Here is a 13,954-nt window from a genome sequence, read left to right as displayed (position 1 = left end):
TATTCTTCATAGCAGTGACAAAATAAATCTATATAAAAAGAGGAGGTGGTAGTTAGGATGGTAGGATCTATGATTGGTGCTCTATTTACTATGCTTCCTATATTTGTGCTTGTCTTTGTACTTCGCTGGATTCGATTTATATATTTAAACTCAGAGGAACAAATCAAACAAAATGAGCAAATCATCTCGTTATTATCGGATATTAAGAAGCAAAACGAAGAACGGACATGAGTAGGCATACATGTCCGTTTTTTAATAGCGTAGTTTCATTAAGAGGCTTCGAATTTCCTCATCATTCATAAATAAATCATGATGTTTCTCGGTAATTTTCGCAAGGGCAACATCATGATAGAAAAATTCTGTGAAAAATTTAACGAATGGCTGGGACATTGTTTTCATCGCTTGCCATGAGTTTTGCTCAACACCCGCAAATAAAATTTCACGATCATCAATAATGATGAGTAAAAAGCGCTCAAGCGCATGGTGTTCTTCTGTTGGGATGAGGAGATGGATTTTTTCTAATGTTGTATCAAGGCTTCCGACAACAAGAGCTTCTATCGCTACGCCTTGTTTTTTCTTCTCTTCTAGAATCGGCATATACTCATGGAATGTATCATTCCATGCAGACATCCGAATGGATTTCTTCGCGTCTTGCACAAGTTGTTTACTTTGCGCATGGATAGAAGATTGTACTTTTAAGCTCCATACACGGTCATCTGTAAATATTTTTTTCGATACGTTGTTTTGTAACTCTTCAATATTTGCTTGAAATTCTGTAGTTAATTTTTCGATAGCAAGTTGCAGCGGTAGAGCTGTATATAGTTTTTTCTTTTCTGAAACAGAACCCATCACCATGCCTTTATCAACAAGGCGTACTAATATTTCGTATATTTTTGCTTTTGGAACACCAGAATGCTTTACGATGCTCGTTGCATCAAGCGGCTCTTCGCTTGAAACGAGAACTTCATAGGCTTGACTTTCATATTGTGAAAAACCGAATCTCTGTAACATAATTCCTGGTTTAAAAAACTTATAAAAATCTATCAAAACGTTGGCGAACCAAGACAAAAGCCAACTACCGAAAAGGAATCTCACCTTTTTCCTGTCCGCAAGGCTATCACCTTCTCATTCACCTACTGTGAAAGAATAACGGCAGGTTCCTGTTAGGAACGGTCTTGTTTTGCGCATAATCATTCATCCGAGTCAACTATACGCAAAGCGATATAAGTTTTAAACCAGGTTCCCTCCCTTCTTGATTTGAAATAAAATTTGTTGATTACTCATATACACTGTTTTATGAAGGATACTCCATAATTTCCAGTTGTGATGGTCTTTCCATGTTGCGATGGTTTGTAACCATTTCTTATATAGCTTTTTGGTATTCTTATTGCTTTCGTCCAATGAAGCAATAAGAATCCGAAGTTTCGTTGCGATTTGGTTTTGTAACAAAGAAATCATTTCTTTTGGTAGCTTTTCTTGTAGTCCGAGTCCACGACGTGCAATCGTAAACGCAGCCGTTTCATGAACGCTAATCCCATACTTTTTACTATATTTTAGTTTTCCAATCACGCTTGTATAAGCAGGGTTCACCGTTTTGACGGAAAATCCATGGCGAAGCCCCATTCTAATTAAACTACTTACCATCTTCTTGTAGGTAAACTGATGAAATTTGCGATTGCTGTATGTGTCTGTATCATGAGATTGTTGAAAATGTAAATCTTCTAGGACAATGCCGCCAACATGTTGAGAAAATAACCAATCTTTGATTTGTTGTGTCATTTGCCCGATTACTGTAGCACGTTTATCCGTAGAAAACGTATCTAGATTGTGTAAATAAAAGATTTTTGATTCTTTGAAATTCCCTTGCTTCGTGCATAAACTAACGGCTATACGATCAGGATTGACATCGATCCCTGCAATCACATCAGATATTGGGATTTCTTTGAAGTCTAACCTACGACCTACTTCCGTTTCCTCAAATGTAATGTTTACATAGAATTCATCATTTTTACGAAGTAATTCTACACTATATGTTTGATGGTCAATCATTGGTTTTCCTTTTGAATTCACACCTGTTTGTGTACCCATGACAACATCTGTGATTTCCTTGTAATAACGATACGGAATTGTAATCGGGACTATAATACGAGGACTTGTTCTTTTTCCTAAAGTCAAGCCTAACGGATTGGCGATTTCTAACCACCCTTGGCCGTTATCATCAATTGTGATCCGCATATTTAAATTTCCTTTTTTACTTTTATCACCTCTTGAATACAATTGCCGTGTCCGTAAATCTTTCCATTCTTGATTGGAAATGTTTTGTTTCATGCGTTCATAAAAGGCTTTTCGACCACCGAAAATAACAGGCGGTAATGTACCGTTTGCCATATGCGTTTCATACATCGCAATTTTTTGTTCTACTTTTTGTTTTCGCTTTCGTAAACCGTTTAAACAAACGTCTAATGGTACTTTTTTTGGTCTTTTTCTACCACTTTCATATTCCTCTATTTTTTGTAGGGTTTGTTCTAACTTTTTTTGATTGTTTTCTAGATAAACAGGAAGGAGTTCTTTTTGGGAGGAAATGATGGTTTGTGCTTGTAAAACAGCATCTTCACAATAACGTTTATTTAAGGAATACACGTGTTGTAATTTCTTGATCAATTCTTTATCGTGATGTCCTTCTGTTAAACGATTAAAACTATAACGTTTGGCACTTTCAAATGTACGAATCAAATCAAGAAGGCGTTCCCTTTGTTCTATTGTGATGGTTGTGATTTTACAAGAACGTGTTGTTTTCATCTAGTACTCTCCTTTCGTTAATCAATTTTCAATCTCTTTACTTGCTTTTTTGCCTCTGCGTTTTCCGCCGCTTCTTTCATTATTATCATTCTTCCCATAAAAAACAACTCCATTTTTGTTATTTGTCGAAGGATCTTTATCCCGCATTAACGGGCAGTAAAGACTGGGGAAGCACGTAGAAGAAAACTGCCCGTAAAAGCCCGATTGGTTCAACTAACCATCAGTGAGAAAAGCATCACTGATGGAAATTTCACTTTATATTGTGTCGAAGCGCCGATATATCGTAAAAAGCGCTGATATATTTTTAAAGAGGAAAAAAATCTTGTACAATGGTAAGGAATCTATCGAAGAGGTGAACAAACATGGCAATTGTTGATGTTACCATTATTCCAGTTGGAACAGGTAATACAAGTGTAAGTGAATATGTAGCAGAAATACAAAAAGTACTTGAGAAAAATGCAGATCGCGTGAAGTATCAATTAACACCAATGAATACAATTATTGAAGGAGAACTTCTAGTATTATTTGAAGTGATTCAGCAAATGCATGAAGTTCCGTTTTCTAAAGGTGCAGGCCGCGTAGCAACAAATATTCGCGTTGATGATCGCCGTGATAAAGTTAGCTCAATGGAGAAAAAGTTACAATCTGTACAATCGAAGTTATAAAGTGAAACTTTAATCAGTGGGGGGCTTTATCCCCCCACTGATTATCAGCCCTCACCTAACTCCTTAAGAAAAACGGAAGCGGCTCGCTCAGAATCGCAGGGCGCCCACGCACAGGGCGGAGAGGCGCTTTTGGCCTTGTCCGAGGGGGCGAAACGACCGGAGATTCTAGCCGCTAGAGCTGGACAACAAAGAAATGTGGAAGTGGCTCGTCCAGAATGTGAGGGGGATGGAGCTTCTGACGTAGAGGTGTTTTTTACCTCGCAGGAAGAAGCGAAGCCACCGAACATTCTAGCCACTGGAACTGGACAATGTTTTCTCAGAGTTTTGAGGTGGAAGATTACTGCCCGCGAATAGCGGGATAAAGTGCAAGGGAAGCAGCTAAATTAGGCTGCTTCTTTTTTGACGAATGATAAAACATTTGTTTATTATCAACTTTATAGAAATACGAAGGAGGAATGAGAGGAATGAGCGACAAATTTCAAGAACAGTTTGATGGATTGTTAGAGAAGTATACAGAGCTCTTATTAGGAGAGAGCGATGAAGAATATAAGCAAAAGGTTGAGAAGTGGGCGTTATATTCGTATATCGCTAAAACGATGCCAGCTCTTGTAAAGCATTGGAATGAAACGTATCCAGATGCGAAAGAAGAGATGATACAGTTAATTACAGAAATTAAAAGGTTGAATGACGAACATAGACAAAAGAAGTAAAAAAGAAAACTATGTATACATGTTGAAACAGCGACCAAAAACCTTTCTTTTTAGATGGACGGGAGCATCTGGCCGTGCGTAGAAGCGGTCAGGGCCTTTTCCTGTCACATGCAGGGAGAGAAAGCGAAATTGCCCATGAATTATTTTTGTATAATGTTTATCTATATATCAATTTTATATGAAAGCGAAGGGATACTTGCGTTTTAAATTATAGAGAGGATAGGATACTCAAAACATTTGTCGAATTTGCTGCCGAGAGATGTACCTGGCTATTCATCCCTTAACATTTCTGTATGTCGAAAAATTTTTTTGTGATTTTTCTTTTTAAAATTCAGATATGCAAACATTATCGTGTTATTGTGTCAATTATCTAAATAATTATTTGTATCAAATAATTTCAAACAATGATATAATTTAGAAGAGGGGAAAAAACAGACAAAGTACAGTCATAGGGGTGAAAGACATGGAACAATTAATGCGTAATTCTTTCCTGTTTTTATCAAAAAATAAAGCGCTAACAAAACTGGCGAAAAAGTACGGCTTACGCTTTGGAGCAGGGCGCTTTGTTGCGGGAGAAACAATTGACTTAGCGGTAGCTGCTATTAAAGATTTAAACAGACAAAACCTTTGCGTTACGATCGACTATTTGGGGGAATTTGTTGATAACGAAGCAGAGGCAAATGAGATGGCGGATGAATCAATTGAAGCAATTCGTGCAATCGGTCGTGAAAAGCTAGATTCTCAGCTTTCATTAAAAATGACTTCTATGGGTCTAGACATTTCAGAAAATTTAGTTATGAACAATATGCGCCGTATTTTAGATGCAGCGAAAGAAAACGGTGTGTTTGTAACAATTGATATGGAAGACTATTCACGTTGCGGAAAAACAATTGACATCTTCAAGAAGTTAAAAGAAGAATATGACAATGTTGGTACAGTAATTCAAGCATATTTATATCGAACAGAGAAAGATATAGATGATTTAAATGCGTATACACCAAATTTACGTCTTGTAAAAGGGGCGTATAAAGAGCCCGAGGAAGTTGCATTCCCAGAAAAGAAAGATGTAGACGAAAATTATAAAAAGATTATTAAAACGCACTTATTAAATGGTAATTATACAGCAGTCGCTTCACATGATGATGCAATTATTGAATATACAAAAAAACTTGCTGAAGAATACAACATTTCGCGTGATCGGTTTGAATTCCAAATGTTGTACGGCATTCGTACAGAGCGTCAACTTGAGCTTGTGAAAGAAGGATATAAAATGCGCGTGTACGTACCATATGGAAACGACTGGTATGGCTATTTCATGCGTCGCTTAGCAGAACGTCCAGCTAACGTAGCATTTGTATTAAAAGGAATGGTTAAAAAATAACCAAGGAAGTTTAAACTTCCTTGGTTATTTTAATTGTTTAAAAGCATATTCTGCCATCTTTTTGGCATCGGGATATAGTGTTTCTCGGCCAGAAGAAAGGACAACTGTAATAACCCTTTTACCGTCTTTTTCATCTATTGTGACGACTGTATATTCTGCTAGCGCAGAAAGGCCGCTCTTACTTCCAATGGCATATGGATCAGCGTACAATTCTTCACGTCCATAGTTTGCGATTTTTTTCGTTTGCATGGATGTTTTCAATGTTGTATGAATGGTATTCATATCTTGTAAGACTATTGGAAACTTTAATACTTCTTTTGTAATAAGTGCTAAATCATAAGGTGAAATTTTATTTCCAAGCGCATCAGCTCCGCTTGCGTTTTTAAATGTTGTATGTTTTGCTCCGAGTTGTTTTGCTCGTTCATTCATCATTTTTACAAACTTTTCTTTGGAACCGGCGATATTCTCTGCAATGGATTCGGCAATTGGGTCGGCACTAATGACAAGCATGAGCTTTAATGCCTCATTACGCTTTAACTTTTCTCCAGCATGTAGTGTAATTTTTTTACTTTGGCTTTCTGTTTTTATCGCATGCTCTGTCACGGTAATCTCTTCATCTTCTTTTACGTTCTCCAGTAAAAGGAGAGCCGTCATCATTTTTGCTACACTTGCTGGATGGGATCGTTCATGTTCATTTTTTCCGGATAAAATATCTCCTGTTTTTGCATCAATCGTCACGCCATATTTCCCGGATATATCAGGCTGATTAGCCTTAACTTTTTGCCTATGTGCATATAAAGAAAAAATCATTGCAATAAATAATGTAGCTGTAATAACAAGTAGTGTAATGGTTCGTTTCATTCTGTACCCTCTTTTATGTATGGAATAGGCAGCGATATAGCCCATTTTTTATTATGCCATGTTCGCTGCCTATATTTGTACTCTTATTTTTCACCCATGTTTTGTTTTTTATATTGTTGATTATTTCCTTGGCGGCCTTTTTCGATGCCGCGGTCAACTGGACTAGCACTTCCTGTTACGCTTGTCGAACTAATACCTGCTTTTGATGGATTTTTCTTAATTTTAGCCATAAGTTATGCCTCCGCTTAACCAATTATTTTAAGAAGGGAAGTTCACTACATATCATGCCCGAAATATAAAAAAAGAAATAAGTTCAGAAAATTTTATTTTTAAATATATTGCGAAAATTTAAATGATATCATATATTTATTAGTAGAGGCTCATTCATAGATTGCGACGCTTGTCGAAAAATTGAATGAGCATTCATTCAAGAATAAGGGGGAGAATTGGATGTTCCAAATTAAAAAGGCTGCAGTTCTTGGTTCTGGGGTAATGGGTTCTGGAATTGCTGCACATTTAGCTAACATCGGTATACCGACATTATTGCTTGATATTGTACCACCAACGCTGACGAAGGAAGAAGAGGCGAAGGGACTTACATTAGAACATAAAAGTGTACGAAATCGTTTCAGTAGCGGAGCGCTGCAAAAATTATTAAAGCAAAAACCAGCTCCTCTTACAGTAAAAGGAAACTTAGCGTTAATTGAAGCGGGCAATATGGAAGATGATATGGAGCGCCTTGCTGATGTTGATTGGATTATTGAAGTGGTTGTTGAAAATTTAGATATTAAAAAGAAAGTATTTGAAAAGGTAGAAGCTGTTCGTAAACCAGGTTCTATTGTGAGCTCAAATACATCGGGTATTTCCGTTGAAAAGATGATCGAAGGGCGTTCAGATGACTTCAAAAAACATTTCCTAGGAACGCACTTTTTTAATCCACCACGATATTTAAAACTTCTTGAGATTATACCAACAAAAGATACAGATCCACATGTGTTAGACTTCATGAAATTATTTGGCGAAGATGTACTTGGCAAAGGTGTTGTTGTTGCAAAAGACACACCAAACTTTATTGGAAACCGCATCGGTACGTATGGACTGCTTGTAACGCTGCAAGAAATGGTAAAACGTGGTTATAGCATTGGAGAAGTAGATTCTGTAACAGGTCCGTTAATTGGCCGTCCAAAAAGCGCAACGTTCCGCACATTAGATGTTGTCGGATTAGATACATTCGTTCACGTTGCAAATAACGTATATGAAAATGTACAAGAAGAAGAGCGTGAAGTCTTCAAGGTACCAGCTTTCATGCATGACATGTTAGAAAGAAAATGGCTTGGAAGTAAAACAGGTCAAGGTTTCTTCTTAAAACAAGGAAAAGAGATTTTAGAGTTAAATCCTGAAACGATGGAATACGAAGCACGTAAAAAATTAAAAGCAGCTTCTATCGAGCTAAGTAAACAAGAAAAAGGATTAGCGAATAAATTGAAAGCGCTTGTATATGCAAAGGACCGTGCTGGTGAATTGTTATGGAACATTATGACACCAACTCTTCTATATGCAGCGAAGCTTACGAAAGAAATTGCTGATGATATTGTCGCAATTGATAATGCGATGAAGTGGGGCTTCGGTTGGGAGCAAGGTCCATTTGAAATTTGGGATGCAATTGGTGTTGAAAAATCCATTCAGAAGATGGAAGAGAACGGTCAAGTTGTTCCAGATTGGGTAAAAGAAATGATTGAGAAAGGTGTTACATCGTTCTATAAACATGATAATGGCGAGAGCTATTACTATGATAACGGTGAATACAAACAAATTGTTCGTAATAAAAAGGCAATTTCTCTAAAACAATTGAAAGAGAAAAATGGCGTATTAAAGAAAAATAGCGGTGCGAGCCTAATTGATTTAGGAGATGGCATTCTTTGCTTAGAGTTCCATTCTAAGAGCAACGCAATTGGCATGGATATTACGCAAATGATTAATTACGCTGTTGATGAAGTAGAGAAGAATTATAAAGGACTTGTTATTGGGAACCAATCGAAAAACTTCTGCGTAGGTGCAAACCTTGCAATGATTTTAATGGAAGCGCAAGATGACAACTACTTTGAAATTGAGTGGGTTGTGAAAAACTTCCAAGATGCAATGATGAAAATGAAGTACTGCTCAAAACCAGTTGTGGCAGCGCCTTACGGTATGACACTTGGCGGCGGTACAGAAGTTTGCTTACCGGCAGCTAGTATTCAAGCTTCTAGTGAAACGTATATGGGATTAGTAGAAGTTGGTGTTGGTTTAATCCCTGGCGGAGGCGGTAATAAAGAGCTATACATCAAACATTTGAACAAAATGGCAAATGGTGTTGAGTTTGATCTGCAAAAAGTCGCAAACAAAGTGTTTGAAACAGTAGCGATGGCGAAAGTTTCCACATCTGCGCAAGAAGCAGTTTCTCATAACTTCTTAGGCGATAAAGATGGCATTAGCGTCAATGGTGATCACTTACTATACGATGCAAAACAAAAAGCACTTGCTTTATATGAAGCTGGCTATAAAGCACCGATTCGTAAAAAGATTCCAGTTGTTGGGGAAACAGGATATGCAACGCTTGCGCTTGGAGTAGAAGCAATGCATTTATCCGGCTACATTTCCGAGTATGATCTGCACATTGCGAAAAAACTCGCATATGTCATTGCTGGAGGAAAAGTCCCATACGGAACAGAAGTGGATGAGCAATATTTATTAGATGTTGAACGCGAGGCGTTTATTAGTTTAGTGAGCGAAATGAAATCACAAGCAAGAATGCAGCACATGCTTGTAAAAGGAAAACCATTACGTAACTAAGGAGGAAGATTGTTCATGAGAGAAGCTGTTATTGTTGCAGGGGCAAGAACGCCTGTCGGGAAAGCGAAGAGAGGATCATTAAATACAGTGCGTCCTGATGACTTAGGAGCATTAGTTGTAAAAGAAACGTTAAAACGCGCAAATAACTATGACGGTCCAATTGACGATTTAATTTTTGGCTGTGCGATGCCAGAAGCAGAGCAAGGCTTAAATATGGCACGTAATATCGGCGGGCTAGCAGGACTTTCTTATGACGTTCCGGCTATTACCATTAACCGTTACTGTTCTTCAGGCCTGCAAAGTATCGCTTACGGTGCAGAGCGTATTATGCTTGGTCATTCAGAGGCTGTACTATCCGGCGGCGCTGAATCAATGAGTTTAGTGCCAATGATGGGGCATGTTGTTCGTCCGAATAGCCGCCTTGTTGAAGCGGCTCCGGAATATTATATGGGCATGGGACATACAGCAGAACAAGTCGCTGTAAAATATGGCATTTCCCGTGAAGAGCAAGACGCATTTGCGGTAAGAAGTCATCAGCGTGCAGCAAAAGCATTAGCAGAAGGAAAGTTTGCAGATGAAACTGTGTCTGTTGATGTAATGCTTCGCACTGTTGGAGCAAATAACAAGCTGCAAGAAGAGACAATGGTGTTCTCACAAGATGAAGGAGTAAGAGCAGATACAACGTTAGATGTACTTGGGAAACTGCGCCCAGCATTTAATGTGCGCGGCACTGTAACTGCTGGTAACTCATCACAAATGAGTGACGGCGCAGCGGCAGTATTACTGATGGATCGTGAAAAAGCAGTAAGCGACGGGCTAAAGCCGCTGGCGAAATTCCGCTCCTTCGCAGTAGCTGGTGTACCGCCAGAAGTAATGGGAATTGGTCCGATTGCAGCGATTCCGAAAGCATTAAAATTAGCAGGCTTAGAGTTATCTGATATCGGCTTATTTGAACTAAATGAAGCATTTGCATCGCAATCCATCCAAGTTATTCGCGAACTTGGACTAGATGAAGAAAAAGTAAACGTAAACGGCGGAGCGATTGCCCTTGGACATCCGCTTGGCTGTACAGGATCAAAATTAACATTATCTCTTATTCATGAGATGAAACGCCGCGATCAACAATTCGGCATTGTAACAATGTGCATCGGCGGCGGAATGGGTGCTGCTGGAGTATTTGAGCTGTTATAAAAAGTGGAAGTAAAACAAAGGGAGGGCTAGCTTCTCTGAAAACAAGAGAAGCAGCCTATGAAAATATGAAGGAGGAATTTTTCATGGAAAAAACAGTAGGAAGCGCAGTAAAAGGCGGTAGCTTTTTAATTGATGATATTACAATCGAGCAAGTGTTTACGCCGGAAGATTATAGCGATGAGCATAAATTAATTGCAAAAACGACAGAAGATTTTATCGTAAATGAAGTATTACCAGAACTAGAATATTTAGAACAACATGAGTTTGATCGCTCTGTTCGTTTATTAAAAGAAGCTGGCGAGCTTGGCTTATTAGGTGCCGATGTACCAGAAGAGTACGGCGGTATTGGTCTTGATAAAATTAGTTCTGCATTAATCTCAGAGAAATTTTCTCTTGCAGGCGGCTTTGCAATTACGCATGGTGCGCACGTTGGGATTGGATCGTTACCAATCGTATTATTTGGTAACGAAGAGCAAAAGAAAAAATATTTACCAGCTCTAGCAACAGGCGAAAAGTTAGCTGCATACGCATTAACAGAGCCAGGTTCTGGATCTGATGCATTAGGTGCAAAAACAACGGCTCGCTTAAATGCGGAGGGTACACACTACGTATTAAACGGTGAAAAACAATGGATTACAAACTCTGCTTTCGCTGATGTATTCGTTGTATATGCGAAAGTAGATGGCGAACATTTCACAGCGTTCATCGTAGAGAGAGAATACCCAGGCGTATCTACAGGCCCAGAAGAAAAGAAAATGGGTATTAAATGTTCGTCTACTCGTACATTAATTTTAGAAGATGCATTAGTACCAAAAGAAAATGTACTTGGTGAAATTGGTAAAGGTCATGTCATTGCCTTTAACATTTTAAATATCGGCCGCTATAAATTAGGTGTTGGTACAGTTGGTTCTTCAAAACGTGCGTTAGAAATTTCAGCGCAATATGCAAATCAACGTCAACAATTTAAACAACCAATTGCTCGCTTCCCATTAATTCAAGAGAAACTTGCAAATATGGCAGCGAAAATTTATGCAGCGGAAAGTTCTGTATATCGTACAGTTGGTTTATTTGAAAGCCGTATGAGCACATTATCCGAAGAAGAAGTAAAAGACGGAAAAGCTGTTGCAGCTTCTATTGCTGAATATGCAATTGAGTGTTCTTTAAACAAAGTATTCGGTTCTGAAGTGCTAGACTACGTAGTAGATGAAGGTGTCCAAATCCATGGTGGTTACGGGTTTATGGCAGAGTACGAGATTGAAAGAATGTACCGCGACTCTCGTATTAACCGTATTTTCGAAGGTACGAACGAAATTAACCGCTTGATCGTACCAGGCACGTTCCTACGTAAAGCAATGAAAGGTGAATTACCACTTTTACAACAAGCACAAAAATTACAAGAAGAGTTAATGATGATGATGCCAGAAGAAGTAGGCGATGAGCCATTAGCACTTCAAAAACATTTAGTGAAAAATGCGAAGAAAATCGGCTTAATGGTTGCTGGTTTAGCTGCTCAAAAATACGGTAAAGGCTTAGATAAAGAACAAGAAGTTCTTGTGAACATTGCGGATATCGTAAATAACTTATACGCAATGGAATCAGCTGTTCTTCGTACAGAAAAAGCAATCAAAGTAACTGGCCTTGAGAAGAACAAACAAAAAGTTCTTTACACAGAAGTATTCTGCCAAGAAGCGTTCAACCAAATCGAAGCAGATGCAAAAGAAACAATTATCGCTGTTGAAAATGGCGATATGCTGCGCATGATGATATCTGCACTTCGTAAACTAACACGTCACACACCAATTAACGTCATTCCAAAGAAACGTGAAATTGCAGCGAAAGTGTTAGAGGATGAGCGTTATACAGTTTAATAAAGTAAAACTTCCATCAGTGACGCTTTTTCACTGATGGAAAAAAAGGAGCTGCCTTGGAGGGCAGCTCCTTTTTTCGCGTTTGACAATATATCGGCGCAAATAGCGGATTTATCGGCGTTATTTGTGATATATCGACGCAAATTTACCATTTATCGACGTTTCGACACAGTATATCGACTCTTCGATAATGTTCGACATGGGAGATCGTCGAGTTGTTGATATAAAGCGACTCTGCTTTCTTTTTTTGCACAAAAATGGAATTTTCAGTGACAAAAACTAATGCCATTAGTATAATAAAACTAACGACATTAGTTTTTAAGAAGGGGAGCTGGAAATATGAGAATGATGCACGAAAAAACAGTATATCAATTGTCATTTTTACCAAGAGTGTTTCCTGTGAATTGTTACTTTGTGGAGGAAGAAGATGGTTTAACTTTAATTGATGCGGCACTGCCATATAGCGCAAAAGGTATCTTACAAGCGGCTCAGAAAATAGGAAAACCGATTACTAATATTGTATTAACACATGCACATGATGATCACATCGGTGCGCTAGACGCATTAAAGGAAGTACTTCCTGATGTTCCTGTTTATATTTCTAAGCGGGATGCACGGTTGTTAGAAGGAGATACGACATTACAAAGAGATGAACCAAATACGCCAATAAAAGGCGGTGTACCTAAAAAAGTGAAGACGAGACCAGATGTTTTATTAGAGGATGGAGATCGAATCGGATCACTGCTTGCGATAGCGGCGCCGGGGCATACACCAGGCTCCATGTCGTTTCTTGATACGCGAAATAACGCTCTTATTGCCGGGGATGCATTTCAAACTAGAGGGGGCATGGCTGTTTCGGGACAAATGAAATTTTGGTTTCCGTTTCCTGCAATGGCAACGTGGAGTAAAGAAATAGCATTACAGAGTGCAGAAAGGCTAAGAGAATATGAGCCTTCCTTACTTGCGGCAGGGCATGGGAAAATGATAAAGGATCCAGGCGCTGCAATAGACCGTGCCATTGAGGAAGCAAAGCGAAATGTAGAAAGTATGAAAGAGGGTTAATTTATGTCACCGAGAATCGGACTTACATTACAGAAAATTGTAGATACAGCGGCAGAAATTGCAGATGCAAATGGGATACAAGAAGTAACATTAGCGTCATTATCGCAAAGGCTGGGAATACGTTCTCCCTCTCTATATAATCATGTGAAAGGGTTACAAGATGTACGGAAAAATCTTGGTATTTACGGAATAGAACAGTTGCATGGGGCGCTGAAAGAGGCGGTAGAGGATAAATGTATGGATGAAGCAATTCATGCATTAGGAGGAGCGTACGTGTCGTTTGTCCGAAAGCATCCTGGATTGTATGAAGCAACTTTTTTACGAGATGAAGAAGTGCAACAAGCAGGTGATGGAATTGTAGAGCTTTGTCTTCGTGTTTTACAACAATACGGTTTAGAAGGTGAGCGGGCGCTTCATGCTACACGCGGACTAAGAAGTATTTGTCACGGATTTGCATCGATTGAACAGCAAGGTGGATTTGGGTTGCCGCTGAATTTAGATACAAGTTTACATTTATTACTAGAAACGTTTATTAAAGGGCTGCATGTTATAAAAGAGTGAATTAGGAGAGAGAAACCATGAATT

13 protein-coding genes are annotated in these 13,954 nt (G+C 38.6%); 9 read left to right on the top strand and 4 right to left on the bottom strand.

From position 1 onward, the window contains the following. Positions 1-57 precede the first annotated feature (57 nt). Complete coding sequence (locus tag MR076_RS00380; protein ID WP_090998956.1) at positions 58-231, top strand: hypothetical protein; 174 nt, start codon at positions 58-60, stop codon at positions 229-231. Between the two features lie 21 nt (positions 232-252). Here MR076_RS00380 and MR076_RS00375 read toward each other — a convergent pair whose 3' ends face one another. Together MR076_RS00375 and MR076_RS00370 are read right to left on the bottom strand one after the other, a co-directional pair. After that, a complete protein-coding gene (locus MR076_RS00375; RefSeq protein ID WP_242216629.1) occupies positions 253-1,011 on the bottom strand; it encodes a TrmB family transcriptional regulator in 759 nt (252 codons plus the stop codon). Between the two features lie 219 nt (positions 1,012-1,230). Then, positions 1,231-2,799, bottom strand: coding sequence for an IS200/IS605 family accessory protein TnpB-related protein (locus MR076_RS00370; RefSeq protein WP_242216627.1), 1,569 nt, complete (start codon positions 2,797-2,799; stop codon positions 1,231-1,233). 362 nt (positions 2,800-3,161) lie between these two features. Here MR076_RS00370 and MR076_RS00365 point away from each other — a divergent pair, with 362 nt between their 5' ends. The 3 genes from MR076_RS00365 (at position 3,162) to MR076_RS00355 (ending at position 5,555) form a co-directional block, all read left to right on the top strand. Continuing rightward, a complete protein-coding gene (locus MR076_RS00365; RefSeq protein ID WP_242216625.1) occupies positions 3,162-3,464 on the top strand; it encodes an MTH1187 family thiamine-binding protein in 303 nt (100 codons plus the stop codon). Between the two features lie 464 nt (positions 3,465-3,928). After that, complete coding sequence (locus tag MR076_RS00360; protein WP_242216623.1) at positions 3,929-4,174, top strand: YusU family protein; 246 nt, start codon at positions 3,929-3,931, stop codon at positions 4,172-4,174. 463 nt (positions 4,175-4,637) lie between these two features. Beyond that, the gene (locus MR076_RS00355) at positions 4,638-5,555 is read left to right on the top strand and encodes a proline dehydrogenase family protein (protein WP_242216622.1); all 918 of its coding nucleotides are present in this window, start codon (positions 4,638-4,640) and stop codon (positions 5,553-5,555) included. Positions 5,556-5,579: 24 nt separating this feature from the next. Here the strand turns inward: MR076_RS00355 and MR076_RS00350 are convergent, their stop codons facing one another. Both MR076_RS00350 and MR076_RS00345 read right to left on the bottom strand, forming a co-directional pair. After that, a complete protein-coding gene (locus MR076_RS00350) occupies positions 5,580-6,416 on the bottom strand; it encodes a D-alanyl-D-alanine carboxypeptidase family protein (RefSeq protein ID WP_242216621.1) in 837 nt (278 codons plus the stop codon). Between the two features lie 83 nt (positions 6,417-6,499). After that, a complete protein-coding gene (locus MR076_RS00345; protein WP_242216620.1) occupies positions 6,500-6,646 on the bottom strand; it encodes a YuzL family protein in 147 nt (48 codons plus the stop codon). A 220-nt stretch (positions 6,647-6,866) separates the two neighbouring features. Between MR076_RS00345 and MR076_RS00340 the strand changes: the two genes are divergently transcribed. The 5 genes from MR076_RS00340 (at position 6,867) to MR076_RS00320 (ending at position 13,930) form a co-directional block, all read left to right on the top strand. Then, on the top strand, positions 6,867-9,248 hold the full coding sequence (locus MR076_RS00340; RefSeq protein ID WP_242216619.1) for a 3-hydroxyacyl-CoA dehydrogenase/enoyl-CoA hydratase family protein: 2,382 nt from the start codon (positions 6,867-6,869) through the stop codon (positions 9,246-9,248). 15 nt (positions 9,249-9,263) lie between these two features. After that, positions 9,264-10,439, top strand: a complete 1,176-nt coding sequence (locus tag MR076_RS00335; RefSeq protein ID WP_242216618.1) for an acetyl-CoA C-acetyltransferase — start codon at positions 9,264-9,266, stop codon at positions 10,437-10,439. 83 nt (positions 10,440-10,522) lie between these two features. Continuing rightward, a complete protein-coding gene (locus MR076_RS00330; protein ID WP_242216617.1) occupies positions 10,523-12,307 on the top strand; it encodes an acyl-CoA dehydrogenase family protein in 1,785 nt (594 codons plus the stop codon). A 339-nt stretch (positions 12,308-12,646) separates the two neighbouring features. Continuing rightward, positions 12,647-13,369, top strand: coding sequence for an MBL fold metallo-hydrolase (locus MR076_RS00325; protein ID WP_242216615.1), 723 nt, complete (start codon positions 12,647-12,649; stop codon positions 13,367-13,369). A 3-nt stretch (positions 13,370-13,372) separates the two neighbouring features. Further along, positions 13,373-13,930, top strand: a complete 558-nt coding sequence (locus MR076_RS00320) for a TetR/AcrR family transcriptional regulator (RefSeq protein WP_242216614.1) — start codon at positions 13,373-13,375, stop codon at positions 13,928-13,930. Positions 13,931-13,954: the final 24 nt, after the last annotated feature.

Source organism: Bacillus cereus group sp. BfR-BA-01380 (genome assembly GCF_022663535.1).
GTDB classification, from domain to species: Bacteria; Bacillota; Bacilli; order Bacillales; family Bacillaceae_G; genus Bacillus_A; species Bacillus_A cereus_BB.
The sequence above is the reverse complement of the archived record's forward strand: the minus strand, read 5'-3'. Positions and strand labels throughout refer to the sequence as shown.